This window comes from Vreelandella sp. 162(4c), assembly GCF_058152265.1.
Map to the genome: position 1 here is coordinate 3,710,702 of NZ_CM176981.1, position 25,897 is coordinate 3,736,598.

25 protein-coding genes, 3 tRNA genes and 1 rRNA gene are annotated in these 25,897 nt (G+C 55.5%); 22 read left to right on the plus strand and 7 right to left on the minus strand.

Going from position 1 to position 25,897, the window contains the following annotated elements; translation table 11 throughout:
* The first annotated feature begins 57 nt into the window (after positions 1–57).
* Positions 58–173 (plus strand): 5S ribosomal RNA (gene rrf, locus AC4EYZ_RS16975).
* A gap of 144 nt (positions 174–317) precedes the next feature.
* Here the strand turns inward: rrf and hisC are convergent.
* Positions 318–1,376 carry a histidinol-phosphate transaminase gene (gene hisC / locus AC4EYZ_RS16980; protein WP_474193198.1) on the minus strand — a complete coding sequence of 353 codons (1,059 nt, stop codon included), beginning with the start codon at positions 1,374–1,376 and terminating at the stop codon, positions 318–320.
* 166 nt (positions 1,377–1,542) lie between these two features.
* On the opposite strand from hisC, the gene AC4EYZ_RS16985 reads away from it, so the two are divergent.
* The 4 genes from AC4EYZ_RS16985 (at position 1,543) to mnmH (ending at position 5,705) form a co-directional block, all read left to right on the plus strand.
* The gene (locus AC4EYZ_RS16985; RefSeq protein ID WP_022522027.1) at positions 1,543–1,989 is read left to right on the plus strand and encodes a copper resistance protein NlpE N-terminal domain-containing protein; all 447 of its coding nucleotides are present in this window, start codon (positions 1,543–1,545) and stop codon (positions 1,987–1,989) included.
* 154 nt (positions 1,990–2,143) lie between these two features.
* Positions 2,144–3,514: a DNA repair protein RadA gene (radA, locus tag AC4EYZ_RS16990; protein WP_053857190.1), complete on the plus strand. Its 1,371-nt coding sequence runs from the start codon at positions 2,144–2,146 to the stop codon at positions 3,512–3,514.
* Positions 3,515–3,570: 56 nt separating this feature from the next.
* Positions 3,571–4,608: a selenide, water dikinase SelD gene (gene selD / locus AC4EYZ_RS16995; protein WP_039860823.1), complete on the plus strand. Its 1,038-nt coding sequence runs from the start codon at positions 3,571–3,573 to the stop codon at positions 4,606–4,608.
* The gene (gene mnmH, locus AC4EYZ_RS17000; RefSeq protein WP_490203930.1) at positions 4,605–5,705 is read left to right on the plus strand and encodes a tRNA 2-selenouridine(34) synthase MnmH; all 1,101 of its coding nucleotides are present in this window, start codon (positions 4,605–4,607) and stop codon (positions 5,703–5,705) included. Before selD ends, mnmH begins: the two co-directional genes overlap by 4 nt.
* Positions 5,706–5,725: 20 nt before the next feature.
* Here mnmH and AC4EYZ_RS17005 read toward each other — a convergent pair whose 3' ends face one another.
* The gene (locus AC4EYZ_RS17005) at positions 5,726–6,415 is read right to left on the minus strand and encodes a type 1 glutamine amidotransferase (RefSeq protein ID WP_490203931.1); all 690 of its coding nucleotides are present in this window, start codon (positions 6,413–6,415) and stop codon (positions 5,726–5,728) included.
* Between the two features lie 122 nt (positions 6,416–6,537).
* Here AC4EYZ_RS17005 and AC4EYZ_RS17010 point away from each other — a divergent pair, with 122 nt between their 5' ends.
* Positions 6,538–7,140 carry a YjaG family protein gene (locus AC4EYZ_RS17010; RefSeq protein WP_022522032.1) on the plus strand — a complete coding sequence of 201 codons (603 nt, stop codon included), beginning with the start codon at positions 6,538–6,540 and terminating at the stop codon, positions 7,138–7,140.
* Positions 7,141–7,143: 3 nt separating this feature from the next.
* Here AC4EYZ_RS17010 and AC4EYZ_RS17015 read toward each other — a convergent pair whose 3' ends face one another.
* The 5 genes from AC4EYZ_RS17015 to hisB form a co-directional block, all read right to left on the minus strand.
* Complete coding sequence (locus AC4EYZ_RS17015; protein WP_474192441.1) at positions 7,144–7,650, minus strand: hypothetical protein; 507 nt, start codon at positions 7,648–7,650, stop codon at positions 7,144–7,146.
* A 28-nt stretch (positions 7,651–7,678) separates the two neighbouring features.
* Positions 7,679–8,452 carry an imidazole glycerol phosphate synthase subunit HisF gene (gene hisF, locus AC4EYZ_RS17020; RefSeq protein WP_008957631.1) on the minus strand — a complete coding sequence of 258 codons (774 nt, stop codon included), beginning with the start codon at positions 8,450–8,452 and terminating at the stop codon, positions 7,679–7,681.
* Positions 8,449–9,195 (minus strand): 1-(5-phosphoribosyl)-5-[(5-phosphoribosylamino)methylideneamino]imidazole-4-carboxamide isomerase, encoded by a 747-nt coding sequence (gene hisA / locus AC4EYZ_RS17025; protein WP_138799834.1) that lies wholly within the window; start codon positions 9,193–9,195, stop codon positions 8,449–8,451. Before hisA ends, hisF begins: the two co-directional genes overlap by 4 nt.
* An 11-nt stretch (positions 9,196–9,206) precedes the next feature.
* The gene (hisH, locus tag AC4EYZ_RS17030) at positions 9,207–9,848 is read right to left on the minus strand and encodes an imidazole glycerol phosphate synthase subunit HisH (RefSeq protein ID WP_474192440.1); all 642 of its coding nucleotides are present in this window, start codon (positions 9,846–9,848) and stop codon (positions 9,207–9,209) included.
* A 76-nt stretch (positions 9,849–9,924) separates the two neighbouring features.
* Positions 9,925–10,518: an imidazoleglycerol-phosphate dehydratase HisB gene (hisB, locus tag AC4EYZ_RS17035; RefSeq protein ID WP_009288591.1), complete on the minus strand. Its 594-nt coding sequence runs from the start codon at positions 10,516–10,518 to the stop codon at positions 9,925–9,927.
* Between the two features lie 197 nt (positions 10,519–10,715).
* On the opposite strand from hisB, the gene AC4EYZ_RS17040 reads away from it, so the two are divergent.
* The 16 genes from AC4EYZ_RS17040 (at position 10,716) to AC4EYZ_RS17115 (ending at position 25,866) form a co-directional block, all read left to right on the plus strand.
* Entirely contained in the window at positions 10,716–11,198 is a 483-nt protein-coding gene (locus tag AC4EYZ_RS17040; protein ID WP_009288590.1) for a GNAT family N-acetyltransferase, read from the plus strand.
* Positions 11,198–13,537 (plus strand): AsmA family protein, encoded by a 2,340-nt coding sequence (locus tag AC4EYZ_RS17045; RefSeq protein ID WP_474192439.1) that lies wholly within the window; start codon positions 11,198–11,200, stop codon positions 13,535–13,537. Before AC4EYZ_RS17040 ends, AC4EYZ_RS17045 begins: the two co-directional genes overlap by 1 nt.
* 139 nt (positions 13,538–13,676) lie before the next feature.
* Positions 13,677–14,771, plus strand: a complete 1,095-nt coding sequence (gene mutY / locus AC4EYZ_RS17050) for an A/G-specific adenine glycosylase (protein ID WP_009288589.1) — start codon at positions 13,677–13,679, stop codon at positions 14,769–14,771.
* Between the two features lie 59 nt (positions 14,772–14,830).
* Complete coding sequence (locus tag AC4EYZ_RS17055; protein WP_027958863.1) at positions 14,831–15,106, plus strand: oxidative damage protection protein; 276 nt, start codon at positions 14,831–14,833, stop codon at positions 15,104–15,106.
* A gap of 242 nt (positions 15,107–15,348) precedes the next feature.
* Positions 15,349–15,424: transfer RNA gene (locus AC4EYZ_RS17060), tRNA-Phe, on the plus strand.
* A gap of 6 nt (positions 15,425–15,430) precedes the next feature.
* Positions 15,431–15,505, plus strand: a tRNA-Gln gene (locus tag AC4EYZ_RS17065).
* 72 nt (positions 15,506–15,577) lie between these two features.
* Positions 15,578–15,653, plus strand: a tRNA-Thr gene (locus AC4EYZ_RS17070).
* 593 nt (positions 15,654–16,246) lie between these two features.
* Positions 16,247–17,425 (plus strand): transporter substrate-binding domain-containing protein, encoded by a 1,179-nt coding sequence (locus AC4EYZ_RS17075; RefSeq protein ID WP_022522041.1) that lies wholly within the window; start codon positions 16,247–16,249, stop codon positions 17,423–17,425.
* Entirely contained in the window at positions 17,422–18,072 is a 651-nt protein-coding gene (locus AC4EYZ_RS17080; protein WP_022522042.1) for an ANTAR domain-containing response regulator, read from the plus strand. The genes AC4EYZ_RS17075 and AC4EYZ_RS17080 overlap by 4 nt, the downstream gene beginning before the upstream one ends.
* A 214-nt stretch (positions 18,073–18,286) precedes the next feature.
* Positions 18,287–19,522 carry an urea ABC transporter substrate-binding protein gene (locus AC4EYZ_RS17085; RefSeq protein WP_022522043.1) on the plus strand — a complete coding sequence of 412 codons (1,236 nt, stop codon included), beginning with the start codon at positions 18,287–18,289 and terminating at the stop codon, positions 19,520–19,522.
* Between the two features lie 105 nt (positions 19,523–19,627).
* On the plus strand, positions 19,628–20,500 hold the full coding sequence (locus tag AC4EYZ_RS17090) for an ABC transporter permease subunit (protein ID WP_490203932.1): 873 nt from the start codon (positions 19,628–19,630) through the stop codon (positions 20,498–20,500).
* Entirely contained in the window at positions 20,501–21,604 is a 1,104-nt protein-coding gene (locus AC4EYZ_RS17095) for an ABC transporter permease subunit (protein ID WP_474191137.1), read from the plus strand. It begins immediately after the preceding gene.
* A complete protein-coding gene (locus AC4EYZ_RS17100; protein WP_022522046.1) occupies positions 21,601–22,323 on the plus strand; it encodes an ABC transporter ATP-binding protein in 723 nt (240 codons plus the stop codon). The genes AC4EYZ_RS17095 and AC4EYZ_RS17100 overlap by 4 nt, the downstream gene beginning before the upstream one ends.
* Positions 22,310–23,029 (plus strand): urea ABC transporter ATP-binding subunit UrtE, encoded by a 720-nt coding sequence (urtE, locus tag AC4EYZ_RS17105; protein WP_022522047.1) that lies wholly within the window; start codon positions 22,310–22,312, stop codon positions 23,027–23,029. The genes AC4EYZ_RS17100 and urtE overlap by 14 nt, the downstream gene beginning before the upstream one ends.
* A 123-nt stretch (positions 23,030–23,152) precedes the next feature.
* The gene (locus tag AC4EYZ_RS17110) at positions 23,153–24,151 is read left to right on the plus strand and encodes an acetamidase/formamidase family protein (RefSeq protein WP_022522048.1); all 999 of its coding nucleotides are present in this window, start codon (positions 23,153–23,155) and stop codon (positions 24,149–24,151) included.
* A gap of 17 nt (positions 24,152–24,168) precedes the next feature.
* Complete coding sequence (locus tag AC4EYZ_RS17115; protein ID WP_022522049.1) at positions 24,169–25,866, plus strand: nitrilase-related carbon-nitrogen hydrolase; 1,698 nt, start codon at positions 24,169–24,171, stop codon at positions 25,864–25,866.
* The last annotated feature ends 31 nt before the right edge of the window (positions 25,867–25,897 follow it).

A 25,897-nucleotide genomic window follows, 5' to 3' on the forward strand; every position in this document is an offset into this window, starting at 1 on the left:
CGAGCAGGCGGCACAATGAGACGATCACAAACAGCATGATGTACATTAACAGTTACGCCTGACGACCATAGCACGCGTGAACCACCTGATCCCTTGCCGAACTCAGAAGTGAAACCGCTTAGCGCCGATGGTAGTGTGGGGTCTCCCCATGCGAGAGTAGGTCATCGTCAGGCACTTATTATGAAAAATCCCCCAGGGCTGATGCCTTGGGGGATTTTTTTTGCGTGAGGGGGAGGTTGTGAGGGGTAAATAGTAAGGAGTAAAGGGTGTGAGCTGCCAGCAAGGCTCTCCTCACTCCTTACACCCCTCACCCTTTACTAGAGAAGCATCTCTAACGCTTCAATCAGGCTATCCATCTCATCATCGGTGCCGATGGTGATGCGTAGGAAGTTGTTGAGGTCTGAGGTATTAAAATGGCGCACCAGAATGCCCCGCTCGCGTAGGCCAGCAAATAGCTGCGCGCCTTCGTGGTTAGGGTGCTGGGCGAGCACAAAGTTAGCCTTAGAGGGTAACACTTCAAAGCCCAAGGCTTCAAGGCGCCGGCGAGTGCGTTCACGGGTGGTAATAACACGCTCGCGGCAGGCTTCAAAATGCTCGACATCTTTGAGTGCGGCGATGCCTACTAAGCTTGCCAAACTATCCACTGGAAAAGAGTTAAAGGAGTCTTTTACCCGCAACAGGCCATCGATCAACTCCTCTGAGCCCACCGCATAGCCTAGCCGCAAGCCTGCCAAACTGCGTGATTTAGAAAACGTACCGGTGACGAGAAGGTTAGGGTAGCGATCAATCAGCGAAACAGCACTCTCTGCGCCGAAATCGACATACGCCTCGTCCACCAGCACTACTCGATCAGTGACGCGCTTTAGCAGCGCCTCGATAGCCGCAAGCGAATGCGCGTGGCCAGTAGGAGCGTTGGGGTTAGCGAAAATAACGCCGCTACGGTTAGCATCAGCCGCAAGAGCATCAATATCGACTTCCCACTGCTTATTGAGCGGATGCTTTCGCAGCTCAACGCCATAAAGGTTGGCGTAAACGGGGTAGAAACTATAGGTGATCGTGGGTACGTCTAGTGGTGCGCCATGGCGGAAAAATGCCTGAAAGGCAAACGCCAGCACCTCATCGGAACCATTACCGACAAACACTTGGCTACTTGCTACCTGAAACGTCTCCGCTAACGCTTCACGCAGCGCTGCAGAGGTTGGGTCAGGGTAGAGGCGTAGATGATCGGTCGCGTAGTCACGCAGTGCCTCACCGACACCTGGCGCAGGTGGGTAAGGGTTTTCATTGGTATTGAGCTTTACAAGCTGCTCGCGTGGCTGCTCGCCGGGCACGTAAGGCGTAAGTTCGCGAACGGCCGGACTCCAGTATTGGCTCATGTGGGTAACCTGATTATCCTAGCAAGGTACACCATGGTCGCTTGAAGGCTAACTAAGCGCAAGCATTCGCATCACTAGGGGTGTGCGTCGCACCTTGTAGCGGTTATGCTGTCATAAGTGCGCGTAAATAAATGTGATGTCCAACACGAGATTAAGGAGACACTCTATGCAACTTAAGAGTTTGCTGGCCGGTTCGGCCATGTTGGCACTGCTGGCTGGCTGTGCAAGCAGCCCCATGGAGCAGCAGCAAGAAGAGGCAGCTGCCGCACAGCAAAATTACCAAGGTTCATTACCTTGCCGCAATTGCGATGGTATCGATCTGGATGTCACGATGGTGGGTGAAGAGATGAGCGCGGCTGAAGAGCGTACCTTCACACTGAACGCTTCTTACCGTAACCACCCTCAAACACCGCCGGATGAAAACTACGCGGGTAACTGGGAAGTGCTAACCGGTACGCCTTCCGATCCGGACGCCACTGTTTACGAACTGACGCCAGATGGCGATGGTCAAATCTACTACTTCATGCGTATTGATGAGAGCACGTTGGAGTTGATTGATCCAGAGCGTCGCCGCTTTGAAAATGGTGAAATGCTGCAGCTAAAGCGTCAATAAGACGTTAGCCAGTAGTACAAAAGGCGGCCACTGGCCGCCTTTTGTGTTTGCTGGCACTCATGAATATAAAGTACGCGACAGTAAGTGATGAATACTAGCGGCAGCCAAGCGTAAGTTGCCACTTAGTGACGGCAACAGTAGGAGTGTAATGGCAGTGGCCAAAGCCAAAAGCGCCTTTGTGTGTACCGAGTGCGGCGCCGAATACCGTAAATGGCAGGGGCAATGTAGCAGTTGCCAAGAGTGGAACACGCTCAGTGAAGTGCACTTGGCGAGCGCTCGCCCTGGTGGCGGCGCAGCCCCCGGTCGATCTGGTTACGCGGGTGATCTGTCACGCGAAGTGATCGACCTGGGCAATGTGGATCTTAGTGAAGTGCCGCGTATGAGCTCGACGTTCGCGGAGTTTGATCGCGTGCTAGGCGGAGGGTTGGTGCCCGGGTCAGCGGTTCTGTTGGGTGGTAATCCTGGGGCGGGCAAATCGACCCTGCTGCTGCAAACGGCCTGCAAGTTGGCCCAGCAGCGGCGTATCCTCTATGTGACCGGTGAGGAGTCACTCTCCCAGGTAGCGATGCGTGCGCACCGCCTACAGTTGCCCACCAATGGTTTGAAAATGCTGGCCGAGACCAGTGTAGAAACTATTCTGGCGGTGTCTGAGCGGGAGAAGCCAGAGATTCTGGTGATTGACTCCATCCAAACCATGCATCTGGAAGATATCAGTTCTGCACCCGGTGGCGTTGCCCAGGTGCGCGAGTCAGCCGCGGCGCTAACGCGCTTCGCCAAAAAGACTAATACGGTTTTGCTACTGGTAGGCCACGTCACTAAGGACGGTTCGCTGGCGGGCCCTAAAGTGCTTGAGCATATGATTGATGCCTCGCTGCTATTAGAGGGGGGCGCCGACTCACGCTTTCGTACCCTGCGAGGGCAGAAAAACCGCTTTGGCGCCGTCAACGAGCTAGGTGTTTTCGCCATGCTTGAACAGGGCCTTAAAGAAGTTAAAAACCCCAGCGCAATCTTTCTTTCTCGCCAGGAGGAGCAGGCGCCAGGTAGTTTAGTCATGGTGGTCTGGGAAGGCACACGGCCGATTCTGGTGGAGGTACAGGCGCTGGTGGATGAGTCCGCGCTGGGTAACCCTCGCCGTGTCGCCGTCGGCGTTGATCAAAACCGCCTGGCTATGCTGCTGGCAGTACTTAATCGCCACGGTGGATTGTTCACCGGTGACCAGGATGTGTTCTTGAATGTCGTCGGCGGTGTCAAAGTGCTCGAAACCAGCGCCGACTTGGCGGTGTTGCTAGCCGTGGTTTCTAGCCTGCAAAATCGCGCGCTACCCAAAGAGCTAGTGGTGTTTGGTGAGGTTGGGCTATCGGGCGAGATACGCCCGGTGCCCAGTGGTCAAGAACGCATTGCCGAAGCGGCCAAGCACGGTTTTCTCCGCGCCATTGTACCGCGCGCTAACGCACCCAAGCAGGCGCCTAAGGGTATGGAAGTGATCGCTGTTGATAAACTCAGCGATGCGCTGGACGCCCTGTAGCCTGGACGATACTGGGTTAAACTGATGATATTCCCCAAGTGCCAAGGAGAGACACGATGAGTTCGATTCGCTTGACCCAATATAGCCACGGCGCGGGCTGTGGCTGCAAAATCGCCCCAGACGTGCTGGATGGCATTCTTGCCAAGGCGGGGCCAGCGGCGGGCCATAAGCGGCTTATCGTCGGCAATCAGGGACGCGAAGATGCGGCTGTCTACGATCTGGGCGATGGGCGGGGCATGATTGCCACCACGGACTTCTTTATGCCCATTGTCGATGATCCCTTCGATTTTGGGCGTATCGCGGCGACCAATGCCATCAGCGATGTTTACGCCATGGGCGGCACGCCGGTGATGGCGTTAGGTATTCTCGGTTGGCCGCTGGATAAGCTCAGCGCTGAAGTGGCTGGTGACGTAATGGCCGGCGCCCAGGCGGTATGTCGCGAATTAGGCGTTGCCCTGGCGGGCGGTCACTCCATTGATGCGCCCGAGCCGATTTTCGGACTCGCGGTAAACGGCTTAGTCGACCTGGATAAGCTCAAGCTAAACAGCACCGCCAAGCCGGGTGATCTACTGTTTTTAACCAAGCCGTTAGGCGTAGGCATGCTAACCACAGCAGAGAAACGTGGCTTGCTGGAAATGGGCCACCATGGTCTTGCCCGTGAAACGATGCTCAAGCCCAATAGTATTGGTGTGAAGCTTGCCAATGTAAAAGGGGTGAATGCCATGACTGATGTTACTGGTTTTGGCTTGGCGGGCCACCTTGCTGAAATGTGCCAGGCCAGTAACGTCATGGCCCAGATTGATTTCCGTAAGTTGCCTCGTCTGGCCGAGGCAGAGTCCTACCGCCGCCAAGGCGCTGTGCCTGGTGGTACGCTGCGCAATCGTGATGCGCTGGGGGAAAGCCTGCCAGCCATGGATGAAGCCCACTGGCAGTGGTTATGTGACCCTCAGACTTCCGGCGGCCTGCTGCTCAGCGTTGACCCCGCCTGGGAGGATGACGTTGAGCGTATTGGTCGCGAATTCGGCCTGTCGTTACAGTCATTCGGCGTCATGAAGGCGCGCCAGGGTAAAGTCTCCATCGAGGTGGTCGGGTGACACTGGCCACAACTCCAGCCACCACACCGGCGGTATTGGGTTTAATTAGAGAAGAGCGACCGCTAATGGATGTGCGCGCCCCGGTGGAGTTTGCCCAGGGCGCGCTGCCCGGTGCCGTCAATCTGCCCTTAATGGTCGATGACGAGCGTCATCAGGTGGGTATCGCTTATAAGAAGCATGGTCAAGCCGCGGCGATTGAGCTAGGTGAGCGTTTAGTCAGCGGCGAGGTCAAGCAGGCTCGGGTCGCAGCGTGGCAGAAGTACTTAGCCGAATACCCAGATGCATTGATTTACTGCTTTCGCGGTGGACTGCGCTCGCAAATTGCTCAGCAGTGGCTGGAAGAGGCCGGTATCTCAAGGCCACGGCTGGAGGGTGGCTGGAAGGCTATGCGCCAAGCGCTCTGTGAGCGCATTGATACGGCCGCGCTTCAGCCAATGCTGGTTGTTGCAGGGCTCACTGGGTGTGCAAAAACAGCGCTGATTAATCAGCTCGATAATGGCGTCGATCTGGAAGCTTATGCGCACCACAAAGGTTCTGCTTTTGGGCGCAGACCTGAAGAGCCTGCTACTCAAATCAACTTTGAGCATGCGCTGGCCAAGCGGCTAATCGGGCTGATGGAAGGGCTGGTCATCGAAGATGAGTCCCGTCAGATTGGCAGCGCCAATATTCCCTTGAACTTCTGGCGGGCGCAGCAGCAAGCGCCGCGGGTGCGTATCGAAATGCCGCTGGATTGGCGCCTTGCTCAGATTCAGCAGGACTATATTATCGACCTGGAGCAGGCCTATGCCGCTCGTCATGGGGCCTACCAGGGCTGGCAATTAATGCAGGCGCAGTTAAGTAATTCCCTTATCCGACTAGGAAAACGCTTGGGTAACGCGCGCCTTCAGCGCTTACAGCGGCTGCAGGCGCTGGCATTCAAAGAGCATGCCCAGGGCAACCCCCAAGCCCATGAAGCCTGGCTTGCGCCGCTGCTCACCGAGTACTACGACCCGCTCTACCGCTACCATTTAGAGAAGCAGCGCGACGCTGCGCCGCCAGAGATTCATGTGGGCGATTGGGATAGCTGCCTAGAGGCCGCCAGGCAGTGGAACCGCTGACGGCCTTATAGCTTGTACTGTTACGCTGCTTTAAGCCACTGGGTCATCAGTCGGTCGAGCTGTGGCGCGAGGTGAATAAAGCGGTTGGGGTCTTCTAATATTTGGGCCGCATCCTGAACATAGCGGGTAGTGGAAGGTGACGCTTCAGGCCACTCGGCTGTGCCCAGTAGCTGTTTCACGCTAGCCGCAGTGGCTTCCAGGTGGCACAGCAGGCCGATGACACGACCTCTGTCCCATGCAAACCCTTGTAGCGGTGCAGCTTTGCTACCGCCTAGGGGCAGCGCATCGTCGGGTAAACTGAAGACATAGCGATGCCACATAAAAGCGCTGAATGTTTCGGGTAAATCCAGCGAGCTTTCCGGCGCTAGGGTGACTGTATGCCAGCCTGTTTCAGTATAGGTACCAGGCGCTACCACCGAGCCCAGTGCCTGGGCTATCCAGTGGGCGCCTACGCCAATACCCAGCAGTGGTTTTTGGCCATCCAAATAGCGGTTGATGAGCTTATCTTCGGCTTTAAACCACGCAGGAGGATGGCTGAGTAGCTCTTCTGGGCCATCAAGTATAATCAGTGCATCAGACTCGTTTGGGCGGGGCGTTAGCTCGCCTGCGTAGAGATGAAAAACGGTGTAACTATGGCCCATACTGGTTAGCCAATCGGTTAAACGGGCGGGGCCATGGTCAGGGCCGTGCTGTAGCAGATGAATATGCATGGTAATCTCCTCGCCGGCCGTACAATCATCAAAGCGCTGGGGATCGCCCCAAGCGTAGAGAGACGATAACGTACCCGCTAACTTTCACCAATATCCCACGTCAAGCGATCCAGGAAATCAGTATGGTGTCGAAACCTCAGGGCTTTTACCAACGGTTACAAGAACTCCCACTACCTGCCCAGCAAGCCTTCATGGCGGCGTTGTGTGAGCGTTTGCTGCCTAACTATATGCTTTATCAGCAAACCACCGGCCAGGGTGATAGCCATACGCTAGGCACCGTGCTGAGTTTGGTCTGGGAGCGGCTTAATGTGCCCAATGCCAGTATCGACTTTGCCCGCCAAGCGGAAAAGCTAGCCGAGTGTGAGCCGCCCGAAGAGGATGACAGCTTTGGTGCCCGGCGCGCCCTGGATGCAGTAGTATCGGTCTCAGCGCTGCTGGACACCCTGCAAGGCGACTCCCCAGAGGCCGTGCTGGATGTTAGCCGCACATCCCGAGCGGGCGTACGCGCCTTTATAGAGCTTACTGAAGGCGAGGTTGACGCACAGAAGCTAGCGCTGATTATTCGCGACCACCCGCTGATGGACGACGAAAACGATTTTCAGGATGCCGTATTGGAAGCCGTCAGCGAACCGCTGGATAAGGCGTCGCTGAAAGAGGTGCGTGAATTAGGCCGCAATGGTGGCATCAGCAATCTGGGTTTATCGCTAGACGATGTTGAGGAGTAGCGACTAAAAGCGCACCCCTGTGGTTAGCATCATGCCTGCGGTGCCGAAAATGATCAGGTCTGATTCAAACCGGCCCCATTGCACACCGATACTGGGGAGTGCGGCCGGGGCGATTTCCAAGTGATTGAGCGGAATTTTGTCGCGATACTCGCCTTTATAGCCGCGCAGGAGTCCGCCAGTGAGTTTGGCGCGCACGTTTATCCCCTGATCGGTTTGCCAAAGAGGGAACTCCCGCCCCGCATAGAAGTACCAAGAGGGCTGATCGAAGGAGTTTTTGAACCAAGCCCCGCCCGCTAACCAGTGATTCGGATTATGCAGTTCAATGCTAACCAGGTCTTGTTGGTTAGTGTGTTCCGGGTCGGGGCTGAAGTGGCGGGTATAAAGGCTGGTTTGCACCAGGGTGTGATCCCACTCCAACGACGGTGGCCAATCAGGTAGCGTGAAGGCAGTAGCAGGCGTGCTTAATAGCAGGCCTGCTAGCCATCCCATCCATGGGTGTAAACGAAACATTCGAAGCTCCTGGTTGATAGAGAGTATTTTAAAGCCGCATTTCGATACCGCGTTCGGCCATATAGCGCTTAGCTTCAGGGATGGTGTATTCGCCAAAATGGAAAATACTGGCGGCCAGCACTGCATCGGCACCACCTTTGAGTACGCCATCCACCAGGTGATCCAGGTTGCCCACACCGCCTGAGGCTATCACCGGAACGCTCACCGCTTCGGAAATCGCGTGGGTCACGCCCAGGTCAAAACCAATCTTGGTGCCGTCGCGATCCATGCTGGTGAGCAGTAGCTCGCCCGCCCCGAACTCAACCATCTTCTTCGCCCATTCAACGGCATCCAGGCCTGTTGGGCGGCGGCCGCCGTGAGTGAAAATCTCCCAACGGGGCGTTTCACCCTCTTTGGAAACCCGTTTAGCGTCAATCGCCACCACAATGCACTGGCTACCAAAACGCTCGGCGGCTTCGCGCACAAACTCTGGGTTAGTGACCGCTGCGGTATTGATCGATACTTTGTCCGCCCCGGCGTTCAGCATAGTGCGAATGTCGTCACAGCTGCGAATGCCGCCGCCGACGGTTAGCGGAATAAACACTTCGCCAGCAATGCGTTCAACCATCTCCACCGTCGTGTCGCGGTCTTCGTGGCTAGCGGTAATGTCGAGAAAGGTGATTTCATCGGCGCCCTGCTGGTTATAGCGTTGGGCAATCTCCACCGGATCACCGGCATCGCGAATGCCGACAAAATTAACGCCTTTGACCACGCGCCCGGCGTCTACGTCGAGGCAGGGGATAATGCGTTTGGTAAGGCTCATGAATCGCCTCCCGTCAGTTGGTCGCTCAGCCGCTGAGCTTCGGCAACATCCAGGCTGCCTTCGTAAATTGCCCGACCGGTAATAGCGCCCAGGATACCGCTATCAGCAACCTCGCAGAGTGCTTTGATATCGTCCAGGTTGGTCACACCACCGGAGGCGATCACCGGCAAACCGCCTTCGCGGGCAAGCGCCGCGGTGGCTTCCACATTGACGCCTTGCATCATGCCGTCGCGGGCAATGTCGGTGTAGACAATGCTGGAGACGCCGTCGTTGGCGAAACGCTTGGCAAGCTCAGTGGCTTTTACCGTGGAGACCTCTGCCCAGCCGTCGGTGGCGACATAGCCATCTTTGGCATCAAGTCCAACGATCACATGGCCGGGAAAAGCGCGGCACATCTCGCCCACAAAAGCGGGTTCTTTAACTGCCTTGGTGCCGATAATCACATAAGAGACACCGGCGCTTAAGTAGTGCTCGATGGTTTCCGCACTGCGAATGCCGCCACCAATTTGAATCGGCAGATCCGGGTAAGCGCGGGCGATAGCCGTCACGGCGTCACCGTTCACCGGTTTGCCTTCAAAGGCGCCGTTCAAATCTACCAGGTGCAGGCGACGGGCGCCTGCTTCTACCCAGCGCGCCGCCATGGCCACCGGGTCATCGCCGTAAGACGTCGCGTCTTCCATGCGGCCCTGCTTCAATCGGACACACTGGCCGTCTTTGAGATCAATAGCGGGAATTACCAACATACAAAATCCTCTCAGGGCGTCCAGGTGACAAAGTTTTCAAGCAGGCGAAGGCCCGCGCGAGAGCTTTTTTCGGGGTGAAACTGCACCGCGAAGGTCGCGTCACGGCCAATGGCCACATGGGCGGTTACCTTGCCGTATTGGGTCGTACCAAATACTTGTGCATCTTCATCGGCATTAACGTAGTAGCTATGCACGAAGTAGAAGTGTTCGCGATTATCAATACCTGCCCAGAGTGGGTGTTCATGGTGCTGCTCTACCACGTTCCAGCCCATGTGCGGTACTTTCAAGCGCTGCTCGTGGACGTCGCGCATATCGCCAGGAAAACGATCTACACTGCCTTTAAAGAACCCCAGACACTCTACGCCGCCATTCTCTTCGCTGCGCTCCAGTAGCATCTGCTGACCCACGCAGATACCCAGCAGCGGTTTGGCCTGGCGGGTTAAGATATCCTCCACCAGCCCGCGTAATTCGGTGCGCTCAAGTTCGCCAACGCAGTCACGAATGGCCCCTTGGCCCGGTAGCACTAAACGCGTTGCGCCGAGGATACGGCGCGGGTCGCGGGTAATGACGACATTCTCATGGGTCACATGCTCCAGCGCTTTGGCTACAGAATGAAGATTGCCCATTCCATAGTCGATCACAGCAATGGTCATGAAGCGCTCCTTGTGGAGGTAGACAAAATGTGGCTAGCAGCATAGTCCGTCATATAGCCCGTCATATGGCGCAGCATTACAAGCTCCCCTTGGTGGAAGGCATTTGGCCTGCCATACGCGGATCTTCCATCACGGCCATGCGGAGTGCTCTGCCAAAGGCCTTGAAGATCGTTTCCGCCTGGTGGTGAGCATTAAAGCCTTTGATGTTGTCGATATGCAGCGTCACGCGGGCGTGATTGACAAAGCCCTGGAAAAACTCCCAGAACAACTGAGTGTCCAGGCTGCCGATAGTGTCGCGGGTGAATTCAACATTCATAAACAGACCTGGCCGACCGGAAAAGTCGATCACTACCCGGGAGAGTGCTTCATCAAGAGGAACATAGGCGTGACCATAACGGTAAATGCCGCGTTTATCGCCAATTGCTTCAAAAAAAGCTTGGCCTAGCGTAATACCCAGGTCTTCTACGGTATGGTGGTCGTCAATATGCAGGTCGCCAGTGGCATTGATGTCGAGATCGATCATCCCGTGGCGAGCAACTTGATCAAGCATATGATCCAGGAACGGAACGCCGGTTTGGCAGCTAAGACGGCCTTCGCCGTCGAGATTGACGCTGACCTTGATCTGCGTTTCGTTGGTGTCACGGCTAACCGTGGCAATACGCGCTGACATGTTGCATCTCCTGCGCTGAAGCGCACTCTGAGGGATGGCTGGTGGCGATCATCAACTTACCACTGATTTGATCGGCCTGTGGCGAAGCGACCATTATAGTGAATCGGCGCCCTCATCCGCTACAATGCGCGAAATGTAGCCGCAATCAATTGCGGCAGAAATAGCAGCCAGGCTGCTTTGGCGAAGAGGATTTCACCATGCCGGTGACACTGCACCATGTCGACCAGGCCCGTTGGGAAGCCGATGAGCAGGTGCGCCTTGATCTTATGCGCATCTATCAGGATGCGCCCCAAGAGCGTATGCCCACCCCAACGGTTGAGCCATTTATTGAGCAACATTTTGCAGGCCAGCACTTTTTTGCCTGTGCACTCTTCAACGATCGGCTGCTGGGGGCCGTCGCCGTTCAGGAGGGCGCAGACCGGGCGTGGTGGCTATCTGAGCTCTGCGTGCGCAAAACCACCCGTCGCCGTGGCGTCGGTTCGCGCTTGATGGCGCTGCTTGGCGAGCAAGCCAAGCAGGAAGGCCGTGTCCTGCGCATTGAAACGTCCACTTTACCACTGGCCGACCGCGTGCTGCTCTCCAAGCTAGGTTACCGGCCAATGGCCAATCCAGAAACGCCGGCAGCGGGTATGCCCGCCACCAGTGATTTTGTTGAGTTAGACCCACAAGGGAAAGGGTAATGAAACAGCTATTACGTATCTTGCTGGCAGCGGTCGGCATTCTCGCCATCGTTGCGGTCGCCGCCGTGGTCTACGTGACCACCTTTCTGGATCCAGAAGACTTCAAGCCCCGTTTAACTGCTGTCGTGGAGGAGCAAACGGGACTCAACTTGGCGTTGGAAGGCCCGATTACTTGGTCATTCTACCCGCGTATCGGCGTCAGTGTAGAGAAAGCCCGCGCCTGGTTGCCCGAGCAGGCTGAAGAGAGTGCTGCCTTTGCGGCTATTGACCGCGCCGAGGTGAGCGTGGCATTCGGCCCGCTACTGCGCGGGGAAATTGCCGTCGACGGCCTAACCCTGGACGGTATGCGCCTTAACTTAGAGCGCGATGAACAGGGTGAGGGTAACTGGGAGCCCTTGTTAGAGCGCCTTTCTGAGCACAATGAAAGCGCGGCTGAAACGGTGCTGGCGCCCGCCAGTGCTGGCCCCAATGCGGACGCCGGTAGCTTAGCCGTGGTGTTGAGTATTGCCAGCGTTGAAGTGAAAAACGCCGACATTCGCTTCCGCGATGCGCAAACCCAAGCACTGTGGCGTATGCAGCAACTGAATATCTCGGGTAGCAACGTTAACCCGCTGCGCGCCTTTCCGCTGAAGGCTATGTTCACACTGACCAAGCATAACCGGCTCGATGCCGAGGTATTGGAGCGTGCCCCTGATTTGACCAGCGATATCAATCTTGAAACACGCGTGCGGCTTGGGTTGGCAGATAAGCTTTTCGCCCTGGAAAATATGGCACTGACCACTCGAACCACCAAGGGTACCGAGAGTGAGCCACAGCAGCTGAGTTTGAAGGCCGCCGAGCTGGTTGCCCGTATGGGCGAGCAGCAGCTCACCATTAAAGAGGGGCTGCTCGAAACGGGCCTGCGTAATGCGGATAACTGGCAGGGCAGCTTGGCGTTGGCGCTCGCCTTTGGCCTGGAGGGCGACTGGCAGGCACAAACGGCGCAGTTGAAAGACTTGCAGCTCACCGGGCCGGATGGCCTAAGGGTGAGTGGGCACCTTAATATTGAGCAGTTGCGCGATGCCCCCCGTTATCGTGGTCAGCTAACCGCTGCCCCCTTTACGCTACGCCCCTGGCTTGCCCGTGCTGGCGTTACCCTAACCACCGCGGGCGAGGCTGCGCTCAGCGATGTAGCCATGACCAGTCCTATCGAAGGTGATGCCGAGCAACTCTCTTTGCCTAGCCTCTCGTTGGTCGTCGACGACAGCACCTTTACCGGCGAGCTGACGGCGGCGCTGAATGGCTCACGCCTGGCGTTCGATTTAGCCGGTGACCAACTAGACCTTGATCGCTATCTACCCGGTGAGGCCACCGCCAAACAGGCGAGTCGCGGTTTACTGCGTAAAGCTTTTGCTCAGGAAAACAACACACTAGTGCCGCAATCATTACTCAGCGGGTTGGCGCTAGAGGGCGACCTGAGTGTCGATACGCTTATTTTTGCGGGCCTGACCTTCAACAATCCACGCTTGCAACTGCGTGGCGACGACGGCGTTCATCGGTTAACGGCGTTTGAGTCAGGCTTCTACGAGGGTGAGCTCAGCGCGACCGGCCAGGTTGATGCTACGGATTCCATCCTTGAGTGGGCGCTATCGCCGACTATTAACAACGTTCAGGTGGCGCCGTTGATTGAAGCGATCAGTGAAAAAGAGGAAGCATCACCACTGCGTGGTCGCTTTAATTTAACCGGGGATGTCACCAGTCAGGGCAATACCCGTGAAGCGCTTATCGGCAACCTCAATGGCGCGCTTAATGCTCGTCTAAACGAAGGCGCCATTTTAAATACCAACATTTCCAAGCAGATGTGTGAACTGGTTGCCCAGTTAGAGGGGCAGGGCACTTTGCGGGATTGGCACACCGATACGCGCTTTGAGCGTTTTGATGCTACCTTCCAAATCAGTAACGGCTTAGTGGAGAGTGACGACCTGCTGATTACCCTGCCCGGCATCGATGTGCGTGGAGAAGGTGAACTGGATCTCGCCAGCTTGAACTTTGATACCCGTGCTAATGCTCGTTTGGTCGACACCGCTGACGCGGCCTGTGAAGTTAACCCGCGCCTGGAACAACTGCCGCTGCCCGTACGCTGTGAAGGTAATCTTGGCGATGAACGCACCGAGTGGTGCCGGTTCGACCGTGAGATGTTCCAGACCGCCGTGGTCGACCTACTGCGCAACGAAACGGGGGATCGTGTTAATGAAGAGCTGGAGGAGCGTCTAGGCGACTCTTTAGATGAGCTAGATGAACGCCTTGGCGAAGGCGCTGCTCAAGAGCTTCGCGATGGCCTACGCAGTCTGTTTAACTGAGCATCGACGCAGGATGTAAAGTGACGCATTTATCGAAACAGTAAGTGCTGCGCCGGCCTAAACGCCGGCGCTTTTTTATATTGGCACTGGTGTATGCCCATTGCTGTTTCATATACCCATTTCTGTTTAAGGAGCGTGCATGGCAGATATGCCCACGCCGCGGCTAGCGGCAAACGAATTCCAACAGCGCTTACTGGATTGGTTTGACCGCTACGGCCGTCACGACTTACCGTGGCAGTCGCCGCGTAGTGCCTACCGCGTGTGGGTGTCGGAAATCATGCTGCAGCAAACCCAGGTTGCCACCGTTATCGGCTATTTTGAGCGTTTCATGGCGCGCTTTCCTACCCTGGAGAGTCTCGCCAAGGCCCCACAGGATGAAGTGCTGCACCTCTGGACGGGCCTTGGTTACTATGCCCGTGCGCGCAACTTGCATAAAGCTGCCCAGGTTGCGTTAGTGGAGCACAATGGCGAGCTGCCGACGGAAAGTATCGACGCATTAGTCGCTTTGCCTGGTATTGGCCGCTCCACCGCTGGCGCTATCATTGCCCAAAGCACGGGGCAGCGTGCGGCTATTTTAGATGGCAATGTAAAGCGCTCGCTCACTCGTTTGCATGCGCTGCCCGGTTGGCCGGGTAAGCCAGATGTGGAGAGAAAGCTGTGGTCGCTGGCGGAGTACTACACCCCAACAGAGCGCCTGGCGGATTACACCCAGGCGATGATGGATTTTGGCGCTACGCTATGTAAACGCAGCAAACCAGACTGCCTGAGCTGCCCATTTAACGATGTCTGTTTGGCCTACGCCCAAGGCGAACCAAAGCGCTACCCGGAATCCAAACCCAAAAAGGCGCTGCCCACACGACAAACGATCATGCTGATGCTGCGTGACCCGGAAGGCCGGATATGGCTCGAGAAACGCCCTCCCAGCGGTCTGTGGGGCGGGTTATGGAGTTTGCCGCAGTTTGAGAAGCACAGCGAGCTCAACGACTGGCTTGAAGACAACGCTGTGAACCCTAAACGGGGAACTACATCGCCTAGCTTTTACCACACCTTCAGCCATTTTCGCTTAGAGATTACCCCGCAGCCGGTGAGCTGCGATAGGCTGGGCGGTGTTCGTGAAAGCGGCGTATGGTACGACGTTAACCGTCCGCCTGAACTGGGCCTTGCTGCTCCCGTTAAAGCGCTGCTCAGCCAGCTAACGCCCTTTAGCCTCAATCCGACACCAGGGCACGCTTAAGCGTTTGCTAGCTGATTGGATGAGATCATTGAATGAAGTCGCAGAACCAGGAGCACGTTATGAGCAATACCGTTTTTTGCCGCAAGTACCAAAAAGAGTTGGAAGCACTGCCATTCCCACCTTTGCCGGGTAAGCAGGGGCAGGAGATTCAGGCCACCGTTTCCAAGCCCGCTTGGGAAGCCTGGCAGGCGTTGCAAACCCGCCTGATCAATGAAAAGCACCTCAACATGCTCGACCCCGAATCCCGTGCGTATCTAATGGAGCAGATGCAGCGCTTCCTGGACAACCAGGAAACCGACCAAGCCGAAGGTTATGTGCCGCCTAAGCAGGTATGAGCAGCAGGCATGAATAGCAGGGCATGAATAGCAGGGCATGAAGAGAGCGGTTGTTCGTTCTGAGCATAGGGGGATTGATCGAGCAACTGACTTGTAATCAGTGGCTCTAGGTATGGGTGTATCGAAGGCCGAGCCAGAGATGGCGTAGGAAAAAAGACTTCTAAGCATCGGTATCGCAAGAAAGTTTCACAAAGGTGTTGACGGAAAGCGGCGTTTTTAGTTTAATACGCACCGTTGGCAGCGGCCAGATAGCTCAGTTGGTAGAGCAGGGGATTGAAAATCCCCGTGTCGGCGGTTCGATTCCGTCTCTGGCCACCACACTGCTGGGGTATCGCCAAGTGGTAAGGCACCGCTTTTTGGTAGCGGCATTCCCAGGTTCGAATCCTGGTACCCCAGCCATTGCCAACAAGATTTCTTGTTGATTGCAGAGCCTAACAGCGAAGCAATCAAGTTCTCAAGAAAACGTGAAGCGCCGACATAGCTCAGTTGGTAGAGCAACTGACTTGTAATCAGTAGGTCCCGGGTTCGACTCCTGGTGTCGGCACCACTGAAAAGTGGTTAAAAGCAACATGTTAGAGACTCAAAAAGGCTACCTTCAAAGGTGGCCTTTTTTGTTTTATTCCCCAAATTCTGCATCTGCGTACTGTTTCTTTCAAGACCACTTCTGCCTGTTCTTATCAGATTGGCAAATCGTATCTGAGTAGTCGAAATGACCTGATTTGTTGGCGGCCTTCAGCAGATTCTATAAAATCCTTCATCCTCGACTGTCTGGTTTTCACGGCTATACAAGCATGGGAAGCCTGAGTGCACCTTCGTGCAGCATAAATTCTTATGTGTGTATCAAAAAGAGGCGAAGCACCTACATTAAAGGTGTTCAAAAGCCGCTATTGTGGCATGTTGTTTAATTGGCACGTTTGTTGCTTTAGTTTGTTTATAGTTGTTTAGTGGTAATGGCCTTCGACTTAAGAATAGCGTCAATGAGTTGACAAAGTCGATTAGGGGTCACAATACTAAGTTTAGTAATTGACATATTGTGCGTCGGCATACACCGAAAAGGCACAGAGCAATAGGGCTCCCATCGTTACCGTCAGGTAGCGTTGTGAGCCCTTTTTTTATGTCTGAAAATAGGAAGGTCAGTCAATGAACAGTCGTATCCCGGTTGGCATACTCTTCTCCACCCAAGGCCCCTACGCCACCGTTGGCCGCTCAATGCGCGATGGGGCGATGCTGGCGCTGGAAGAGGTCAACCAGGACAAACGATATCCCTTTGAGCTTGTGCCCATCGAGTGTGAGCCAGCCGGTGACATCGCTGCCTACAGCACACTCGTGAGGAGTTTGCTTCGCCATGAGGGCGTGAAGCACGTGATTGGTTGCTATACGTCTTCCAGCCGAAAAGAAGTTATCCCGATTTTCGAAAAATACGACGGTTTGTTGTGGTATCCCTCTCATTACGAGGGGTTCGAGACCAATAACAACGTCGTTTATACGGGCGCCGTGCAGAACCAACATGTTCTGCCGCTGATGGACTATGTGCTTGCCCATATCACACGAGATGTTTACTTCGTAGGCTCCAACTATGTATGGGCCTGGGAAAACGGCCGCATCATTAGGGAACTTACCAAAGCACACGGTGGAGAGATGATCGCCGAGCGGTACTTGCAGGTAGGTGATTTGGATGTGGCACGCATCATCGAAGAAATCCACGAAAAGCGCCCCGCCTTCATCATGAACATGCTGATCGGTGAGTCTAGCTACGCGTTCTACCGGGCGTTTGCAAAAGCTCGCGCTGAGAATGCGGCACTACAAGAAACGGTCATTGGTAGCTGCACACTTTGTGAGCCGGAACTCGCCCAGATCGGTTCGCAGGCATGTAGTGGGCATCTTGCATCGAGTGTCTACTTCTCGACCATTGAGACGGATGTTAACAAGCAGTTCGTTAAAAGTTACCGCAAGCGATATGGCCACAATGCTTTACCGAGTGCAGATGCAGAGGCTTCTTATAACACCGTTCATCTTCTTGCCCTGGCGCTGGCTGGCGCCGATTCAGTTGATATCGAACGGGTGAAAAAAGCCTTGCATAAAACGTCGTTCCAAGCCCCGCAGGGCATGGTTCATGTCGATCCTGAGAGCAATCACAGCTACTTGACCGTCCGGCTAGGAATATCCCGTGAAGACGCGACGTTTAAGGTGATTTCAGAAGCAAACGCCCCCGTTCGCCCGGATCCTTATCTCGTTTGGGCTGAAGCATGTGGTGGAAGCTCTGCTCAGACGGAAACGCCCATTGCTCAAAACAATATTGGCTTGAGGATCGTGCGATGACTGTTACCACACGACGTAACTTCAGGGGCCACCGTGCATTGGTTGTGTGTGCCGCCGAAAAGGATCGGGCGGTGCTGAGCCAGTTCCTTGTAGAACTGGGAGTTACCCCGGTCGTTTATGAAATCCACGATGAAGTGGGGGCTGATAGGCCGTTTGACTTGGTGTTCTTCGATGATGAATTGGGACGCCAGTTCGGCAGCATCACTCGCATGATCGACAGTGTCCAGGGGCCGGCGATTGCCCTGATCGGTTCGGATGCGCCGAGCTCGGTCAATTGGTTCATCGAGCGCCGAGTTTGCGGCTATCTCACCAAGCCGTTACGTAAGGCCGGTATTCTCGCGAGCCTAATTCTCGCTAACCAAAAGTTTAATGAGCGCTACGAGACTGAGCAGAGACTTCAACGTCTGGAACAGCAGGTGCGTGCACGCCGAGTCGTTTGTACGGCGGCGATCAAGCTCATTGAGGATATGGGCGTTTCCGTCAATGACGCTTTTGCCCTGTTGCGCTCGGCGAGCATGAACCGACGTCTATCACTGGAAGACCTCTCGGCGATGATCGTCTCCGGCGAGATTGCTATGGCAGCGCTGAAGGGAGATTTCGATGTCACCGATGGTCTCGGGGAAGCCCGGTTCAATCGCTACTTGTAGTGGCCTAACTAACAATAAGCGAGACAACAAGCGAGGCAAAAGTGGGGCACATCATTGAACTCTAACACCTAACCACACGATTTTAGCCGTCATTGCGTTTAAGAGCAGAGCGTCGTTTCTCATTTCATGTAGAGGCGATGTAGGAAGCTGTATTGCCGCAGGAAGGCGTTAAAGCGTTGCAGGAAACAGTAAAAACTAAACTGGGAGTATACAAATGAAATACTCAACAATTCAGAGAACGATAACCTTATCAACTCTGATGGCTGGCGCTTTTGTGGCCAGCGCTTCGGCAGATGATCCTATCCGGATCGGTGTGTTAGAGGATCAGTCCGGCAACTTTGCGGCAGTCACTCAGGCGAAGGTGAGTGCCATTGAATTAGCGGCTGAGGAAATCAATGGCGCAGGCGGTATCGCGGGTCGCGAGGTGGAACTCGTCGTTTACGACACTCAGTCTGATGATCGTCGTTATCAAGAGTTAATGCGGCGGGTTCTCCAGCGTGATCAAGTGGATACCGTCTTTGCGGGGTTTGCTTCTTCATCAAGGGAAGCATATCGACCGATTGTTAACCAGTTTGATGGGTTGGCGTTTTATAACAATCAGTATGAAGGCGGCGTATGTGACGCCAACATGATTGTCACTGGCGCTGTTCCGGAGCAGCAGTTCTCGACGCTGATTCCCTGGATGATGGAAGAGTATGGCCCTAAGGTCTATACGATCGCCGCGGACTATAACTTTGGCCAGATCTCGGCGGAGTGGGTTAGACAGATTGTGGAAGAGGAAGGCGGGAAAATTGTAGGCGAGGCGTTCATTCCACTGAGTGTTTCACAATTTTCACAGACAATTCAAGATATTCAGGGTGAGGATCCAGACTTTGTAGTAACCCTACTTGTCGGTTCCAACCAGGCGTCTTACTACGAGCAAGCGGCATCGGCAAATCTGGGGCTGCCCATGGCATCGTCAGTAAATGTCGGACAGGGCTACGAGCATAAGCGCTTCGCGCCCCCAAGCCTTGCAAACATGTTTGTTACCACGAACTTTATCGAAGAAGTGGATACCCCTGAGGCTAACGCGTTTGTTGAGAAGTTCTATGAGCGCTTCCCTGATACGCCCTATGTGAATCAGGAAGCCGCGAACTCTTACATTGCTATGTACCTTTATAAGCAGATGGTTGAGCGTGCCGGCGGTTCGACCGACAAAGAAGACCTTCGCGAAGTGATCGCCGAGGGCGATGTCTGCTTCGATGGCCCTTCTGGCACCGTGTGTCTCGACCCTAAGAGCCAGCATATGTCTCACAATATCTTTCTGGCGAAAGTGGATGAGAACCACGAGATATCTTTCCCCGAAACTTGGGAAAATATCGAGCCGTACTGGCTGGGTGAAAATGGTTGCGATCTGACCCAGAACGACCCAAGTGCCCAGTACACCCCTTCTAGCCCTCCCAACGAGTAAATATCACGCATCGTCCCGGCAGGGTGATGAAATTCACCCTGCCTGACCTGTGAGTTTGCATTAAGCGGGAAACCTCGCTGGCGTTTCCTGCCCAGGAGCCTGGATATGGAATATATACATTTCGCGTTTACAGCGTTTTATCAGTTTGGGGATGCGTTTGCCTTCCTGGTGCTATCTGCCATGGGGCTTGCGGTGATCTTCGGGATGATGGGTATCATCAACCTGGCTCACGGTGAATTTATCATGTGCGGCGCCTACGTAACGGTGGCAACGGCGCGCATGGGGGTTCCACTGCCCATCGCTATGTTATGCGGCAGCCTTGCCGCCGGGATTCTTGGCATTGTGCTTGAACGCACGATTATTCATCGCCTCTATCACCGGCCATTGGACTCCATTGTGGCCACCTGGGGGATCAGCCTGATTCTCACTCAAGGCACACTGATCGTGTTTGGCTCCAGCATGTCGGGTATCAGCACGCCGCTGGGTAGCTTTTCGGTGGGCGATTACACCTACTCGACCTATCGAATGGTGCTGCTTGGGGTCGCCGTGCTACTGCTTATTGGCTTGTATGTGCTGTTTCACCATACGACGTTCGGTATCCATTCGCGGGCAACGATTCAAGCACCGCACATGGCTAAAGCCGCGGGGATCGACACCGGGCGTATGTACTCCCTCACCTTTGGTCTCGGGGCTGCACTGGCCGGTTTGGCCGGCGCGCTTTATGCCCCCACGATCTCCATCGTCCCGACGCTGGGCGCCAACTTCCTGGTCGAGAGCTTCGTGACGGTGGTTGTGGGCGGGGCGGATGTGTTCCTGGGTACGGCGCCAGCCGCGGCCACGCTCGCGGTTATCAAGGCGTTCCTGACCGGGTGGCAGGGGCAGCTCATGGGCCAGGTGGGGCTGTTAATAACCGTCATGGTGGTTATCCGCATTCTCCCGCAAGGCCTGTCTGGCTGGTTACTCAAGGGGCGTTCATAAATGGCTATGTTGCAACGAGAAGACCCGCTGACGGCGCGGGCAGCGTCTCGCGTGCCAAACTGGATGCGGCTCGTTAACGGTCCGCAAACACTGGGTCGCGGATCGCTGTTTTGGGTTGGCTTTGCCTTGGCGATTGGCGCGGCCGCCGTTTACCCCGCCTTTGCAGATGGCTGGAGTGTCGGTAATACGGCCTACTTTTTTTGCTGGGTGTTTATGGCTCTTGGGCTATCGCTGATCTGGGGATACACGGGCGCGCTCAGCTTTGGCCAGACCGCTTTCTTCGGGCTTGCCGGGTATACGTACGGTGTCGTCACGATCAACTTTGGCGCGGCTTACGGTATGACCATCGTCGGAGTGCTGCTCGGCGTTGGGATGTCGTGTCTGGGGGCGGCTCTGCTGGGTTACATGCTTTTTTACGGACGCATCAGCGGCGTCTTCCTGGGGATTGTCACGCTGTCGACCACGCTGGTTTTTGCAACTTTCATGGCGCAGACGGCGGGCTCACAGTGGGCGATCGGCGATGCCCGGATGGGTGGTGACAATGGCATGACCGGTATGCCGCCGCTGACCATCCCCTGGGCGGGAGGCGATATAGCGCTGTACTCGGGCGTGCCGCTTTATTACCTGCTTCTCGCCATGCTGGTGCTTTGCTATCTGGGCTTACGGGTGCTGGTTAATTCGAGGTTCGGCAATGTGCTGGTGGCGATTCGTGAGAACCCGCACCGCGCTGAAATGCTCGGTTACGACATTCGCCGCTACCAGTTAATTGCCTTTGTGATTGGCAGTGGTTTAGCGGGTCTGTCTGGTGTGCTGTATACCGCCTGGGGGCAGTACATCAGCCCGTCCAACATGGATTTGGCGGCCGCCGCATTACTCATTATCTGGGTGGCGGTGGGCGGGCGTAAAGACCTCACCGCGACGCTAGTGGGCACCTTGGTGGTGCTGGGCATTTTCCAGAATCTCACGATCTACGGCAGCTACTACGCCTTCGTCATCATGGGCTTGCTGCTGGTCGTCATCGTGGTCTATTTGCCGGAAGGGTTGATCCCGGGGCTGGTCAGGCTTGTAAGCCGTCTCCGCAAGCGTAAGGAGGGCATGTCGTGACCATATTGCGAACCGAGAACTTATATAAGCATTTCGACGGCGTAAAAGTGGCGCAGGACGTGAACTTCTCAATGGCGTCCGGTGAAATCCGCTGCTTGATTGGCCCGAATGGCGCGGGGAAGAGCACGTTTTTCAAGCTTGTGCTCGGTGAGCATCAACCCAGCGCTGGCAAGATCTACTTCTCAGATAAGGAAATCACCAAGCTGCGTTCCTTTGAGCGCGTGAAACAGGGAATCGCTGTCAAGTTCCAGGTGCCGGGTATCTTCGCTGAGCTGTCCGTTTGGCAAAACATGCAGATCGCGGTTCAGAACCATCTGCATGGCGATTCGATGACGGCGGCGATCGACAAGGCACTCGCCTTCGTAAGGCTTACCGACAAGGCCGAAGAGCTTGCCGGAGAACTCTCCCACGGCGAGCAACAGTGGCTTGAGATCGGCATGGCGGTGAGCACGGAGCCGCGTTTGCTACTGCTCGATGAGCCAACGGCTGGCATGACGCCGGAAGAAACGGCGCGCACCGGCGAGATGATCCAGGCGCTCAATCGCCAGGGTATGTCCATTTTGGCGGTTGAACACGACATGGAGTTCGTACGCCAGATTGCCCATAAGGTCACCGTACTGAACTTCGGTGAGATCTTTGCGGAAGGCACGATCAACGACATCGAGGCTAACGAAGAGGTCGCACGCATTTACCTGGGGACAGCCGATGACGACGAATAATACACATCTGTTGAGCTTGGAAGGCGTTACGTCTGGCTACGGTACCACCGCCGTTCTGCAAGAGGTCAGCTTGAGTGTGGGCCGCGGCGAGGTGGTTGCCGTCATCGGCCGAAATGGCGTTGGCAAGACAACGTTAATGAAGACGCTAATCGGTCTTCTTAAGCATCGACAGGGCGCTATCCGCTTCGACGGTCAGGATATCGGCGCGCTCGAATCGCACCAACGTGCGCGCTTGGGCATTGGTTATATCCCGCAAGGGCGCGAGGTCTTCTCGCGCATGACCGTCTGGGAAAACCTCAAGGTCGGCGAGATGCTCCAACAGCCCGGCGAGGGTGTCGACTACGAGCGGGTCTACGAGTTCTTCCCTATCTTGCGCGAGCGGGCCAATCAGCGGGCCGGCACTTTCAGCGGCGGACAGCAGCAACAGCTTGCTATCGGCCGGGCCATGGTAGGCAAGCCGAAGCTGATGCTGCTCGATGAACCTTCGGAAGGTATCCAGCCGAACATCGTCAAGGACATCTCGCGCAACATCCTAAAGCTCAATCGCGAGCTGGGCGTGACCGTTCTTCTCGTTGAACAGAACCTGGACATGATCATGACCATGGCGCAGCGCTGCTACGTCATGGACAAGGGGCAGATTACCCATGAGCTCGCGACGGAACAACTTCGTGACCGTGACGCCATGCGGCGCATTCTGGCGGTTTGAGGGCGTGACACGTAAGGGGTCACGGAAAACGTTTTGCCATTTAACAACGATGCACGCTCCAGCCCGTAGTTGCCGGAGCGATGATTGAACGTACTTAAACAGTACTCAAAAAGGAGTCGAACAATGAACTGGTTTGATCAGTCCATCATGGCCCGTCGCGCCGTCGCCAAGGGTAAGCCGGGTACTACCCACCAACTCACTGAGGTGGCTCAAGGTCAATACCACTATACGCTTGGACCTAACCCCAAGCCTGTGCTGCATATCCAACCTGGCGATGTAGTCAGTGCGGAAACCCATGATGCTTTCGAGGGAAAACTGCGCTCGGAAAGCGATAAGCCAAGCGAGCTACTTAATTTACCTTATCTCAATCCGCAGAACGGGCCGATTTACGTAGAGGGGGCGGAGAAGGGTGATTGCCTGGCGGTGTATATCCGTGACATGAAACCTCGTGGCCCGCAGCCTTGTGGCACGACGGCGCTGATTACCGAATTTGGTGGCTTGGTGGCGACCGGTGATACCGCGCTACTCAACACACCGCTACCGGAACGGGTAAAGAAGGTGGACGTTGATGCGGAAACCGGCGTGAAGTGGACTGACAAAATTACCCTTCCGTATCAGCCTTTTATTGGCACCATTGGGGTGTCGCCAGAGATTGAATCGATTAGCTCGCTGGTGCCTGATTATTACGGCGGCAATATGGACTTGCCTGATGTGGCGCCTGGCGCGGTGATCTATCTGCCGGTGCATACCAAAGGCGCCTATCTTTATCTAGGCGACTGTCATGCGGCGCAGGGTGATGGTGAGTTGTGCGGCGTGGCGATTGAGCATCCTACCGTGACCACTGTACAGGTCGACTTGATCAAAGATTGGACGTTCAAGTGGCCGCGCCTGGAAAACGAACAGTTTTATATGACCATTGGTTCCGCGCGCCCCATGGAAGATGCCACGCGCATCGCCTACCGAGAGCTGGTTCGCTGGCTAGCGGCAGAGTTCGATTTTGATGAAATCGAGGCTTACATGCTGCTTACCCAGGCAGGCCGTGTGCGGCTGGGCAATATGGTGGATCCAAAGTATACCTTGGGTGCTTCCATTCTCAAGTCCATCGTTGGCCAGGCACGCTAGCGAGCGGGGAGGACAATATGAAATATTTTGCCGCCGCAGTGCAGTTTGAGCCTGAAATGTTTGCCAAAGAGCGCAATATTGATGCTTTGAAGCGTTTGGTGGAAGAGGCGGTCGCGTCTGGTGCGCGGCTAATCATCACCCCGGAGATGGGGCTTACCGGTTACTGCTGGCATGACAGAGAGGAGGTCGCTCCTTATGTAGAACCGGTACCTGGCCCTTCAACCGAATGCTTCGCCGCTCTGGCGGCGAAGCTTGACTGCTATATTGTTATTGGCCTGCCAGAAGTAGAGCCTGCCAATGGACTTTACTATAACACCGCGGTATTGATTGGCCCTGACGGTTATCTGGGCAAGCACCGCAAGAGCCACCCTTATATTGCCGAGCCAAAATGGGCGGCTTCAGGCGACAGCGGCCATCAAGTGTTCGAGACATCGATGGGCCGTATTGCTTTGCTCATCTGTATGGATATTCATTTTCTCGAAACCGCGCGACTGGTGGCGTTGCAAGGCGCCGATGTCATTTGCCATCTGAGTAACTGGCTCGCTGAGCGTGCGCCGGCACCTTACTGGATGAGCCGTGCCAGGGAAAATGGCTGCTATCTTATCGAAAGTAACCGCTGGGGACGTGAGCGTGGTGTGCAATTCAGTGGGGGTAGCTGCGTGATTGAACCGGATGGTCATGTCCAAGCCCGCCGAGATGATGGGGATGGCATCGTGCTGGGTGAGATTGATACTGACCGTGTCACGGGGCCGTTGGGCAGTGAGCGTCAACCAGAACTCTATCATGAGCTTCTGCATCAAACCTACGCCTGGAATCCGCTGGACTTTTTCCGGCTTTATGGTCATCAGCCACTGCCCAAGGGCAAAGTAAGCCGCATCGCCGTTGCTCACTTTGCTCCATCGAACAATCTCGACGATAACCTTGACCACTGTATGGCGCTGATTGACCAGGCAGAGAATGCCGAGCTGGTTGTTCTGCCCGAGTTAGCCCTTACGGGGCTGGACGCTGGCGCTATCAACCCCATCTCACAACATCACGCTATTTTTGACACACTGCGTCGAGTCGCTGAAGAGCGTCAACAGTATTACGTGGTCGGATTTGCGGAGCAGGCGGATGGCAATCTCTACAATGCGGCTGCTCTGGTTGGGTCGCGGGGCGTTATGGCGGTTTATCGTAAAATTCACTTAAGCGAGGCTGACCGCGAATGGGCGACGCCTGGCGAGCGTTGGGTAAGCTGCGACCTGCCGCTAGGTCGCGTTGGAATACTGATTGGCCATGATGCCGATTTTCCCGAAGCAGGGCGCATCCTGGCCCTGCGGGGCTGTGACGTCATCGCTTGCCCTGCTGCCTTACCGGGCCCCTTTCATTGTTCACATCCGGGGACTCGTATTCATCAGTCGGCGCCTATCCCCACCGGCCCGGACGAACACCATTGGCACCATTACCGAGTACGTGGTGGCGAGAACAACTGCTATTTCGCTTTCGCCAACGTGCATATGCCCGAGGCTGGATTACCCGGGCTAAGCGGTATATTCGGGCCGGATACGTTTTATTTTCCTCGCCAGGAGGCTCTATTAACCAGCGCTACTGGCTGCGTTGGGCTTACTGTCGACACGAGCAATCTGCAATCGTCTTACCCAAACAGCGCGGTACGTCGCAAGGACTTAGTGGCGATGCGACTGCCACACCACTATCCAAAATTGTTGGAGCGATAGTGCGTATTTCCCTCACTAGATGCCTTTTCAG

Bases quoted from the DNA above. Each gene is read 5' to 3' on its own strand.
- AC4EYZ_RS17045 (WP_474192439.1), top strand. From the start codon at position 11,198: ATGAAACAGCTATTACGTATCTTGCTGGCAGCGGTCGGCATTCTCGCC.
- AC4EYZ_RS17110 (WP_022522048.1), top strand. From the start codon at position 23,153: ATGAACTGGTTTGATCAGTCCATCATGGCCCGTCGCGCCGTCGCCAAG.
- AC4EYZ_RS17080 (WP_022522042.1), top strand. From the start codon at position 17,422: ATGACTGTTACCACACGACGTAACTTCAGGGGCCACCGTGCATTGGTT.
- mutY (WP_009288589.1), top strand. From the start codon at position 13,677: ATGGCAGATATGCCCACGCCGCGGCTAGCGGCAAACGAATTCCAACAG.
- hisC (WP_474193198.1), bottom strand. From the start codon at position 1,376: ATGAGCCAATACTGGAGTCCGGCCGTTCGCGAACTTACGCCTTACGTG.
- AC4EYZ_RS17055 (WP_027958863.1), top strand. From the start codon at position 14,831: ATGAGCAATACCGTTTTTTGCCGCAAGTACCAAAAAGAGTTGGAAGCA.
- AC4EYZ_RS17015 (WP_474192441.1), bottom strand. From the start codon at position 7,650: ATGTTTCGTTTACACCCATGGATGGGATGGCTAGCAGGCCTGCTATTA.
- urtE (WP_022522047.1), top strand. From the start codon at position 22,310: ATGACGACGAATAATACACATCTGTTGAGCTTGGAAGGCGTTACGTCT.
- AC4EYZ_RS16985 (WP_022522027.1), top strand. From the start codon at position 1,543: ATGCAACTTAAGAGTTTGCTGGCCGGTTCGGCCATGTTGGCACTGCTG.
- AC4EYZ_RS17005 (WP_490203931.1), bottom strand. From the start codon at position 6,415: ATGCATATTCATCTGCTACAGCACGGCCCTGACCATGGCCCCGCCCGT.
- hisB (WP_009288591.1), bottom strand. From the start codon at position 10,518: ATGTCAGCGCGTATTGCCACGGTTAGCCGTGACACCAACGAAACGCAG.
- hisH (WP_474192440.1), bottom strand. From the start codon at position 9,848: ATGACCATTGCTGTGATCGACTATGGAATGGGCAATCTTCATTCTGTA.
- AC4EYZ_RS17040 (WP_009288590.1), top strand. From the start codon at position 10,716: ATGCCGGTGACACTGCACCATGTCGACCAGGCCCGTTGGGAAGCCGAT.
- AC4EYZ_RS17010 (WP_022522032.1), top strand. From the start codon at position 6,538: ATGGTGTCGAAACCTCAGGGCTTTTACCAACGGTTACAAGAACTCCCA.
- AC4EYZ_RS17085 (WP_022522043.1), top strand. From the start codon at position 18,287: ATGAAATACTCAACAATTCAGAGAACGATAACCTTATCAACTCTGATG.
- AC4EYZ_RS17095 (WP_474191137.1), top strand. From the start codon at position 20,501: ATGGCTATGTTGCAACGAGAAGACCCGCTGACGGCGCGGGCAGCGTCT.
- AC4EYZ_RS17090 (WP_490203932.1), top strand. From the start codon at position 19,628: ATGGAATATATACATTTCGCGTTTACAGCGTTTTATCAGTTTGGGGAT.
- AC4EYZ_RS17115 (WP_022522049.1), top strand. From the start codon at position 24,169: ATGAAATATTTTGCCGCCGCAGTGCAGTTTGAGCCTGAAATGTTTGCC.
- hisA (WP_138799834.1), bottom strand. From the start codon at position 9,195: ATGTTGGTAATTCCCGCTATTGATCTCAAAGACGGCCAGTGTGTCCGA.
- hisF (WP_008957631.1), bottom strand. From the start codon at position 8,452: ATGAGCCTTACCAAACGCATTATCCCCTGCCTCGACGTAGACGCCGGG.
- selD (WP_039860823.1), top strand. From the start codon at position 3,571: ATGAGTTCGATTCGCTTGACCCAATATAGCCACGGCGCGGGCTGTGGC.
- AC4EYZ_RS17075 (WP_022522041.1), top strand. From the start codon at position 16,247: ATGAACAGTCGTATCCCGGTTGGCATACTCTTCTCCACCCAAGGCCCC.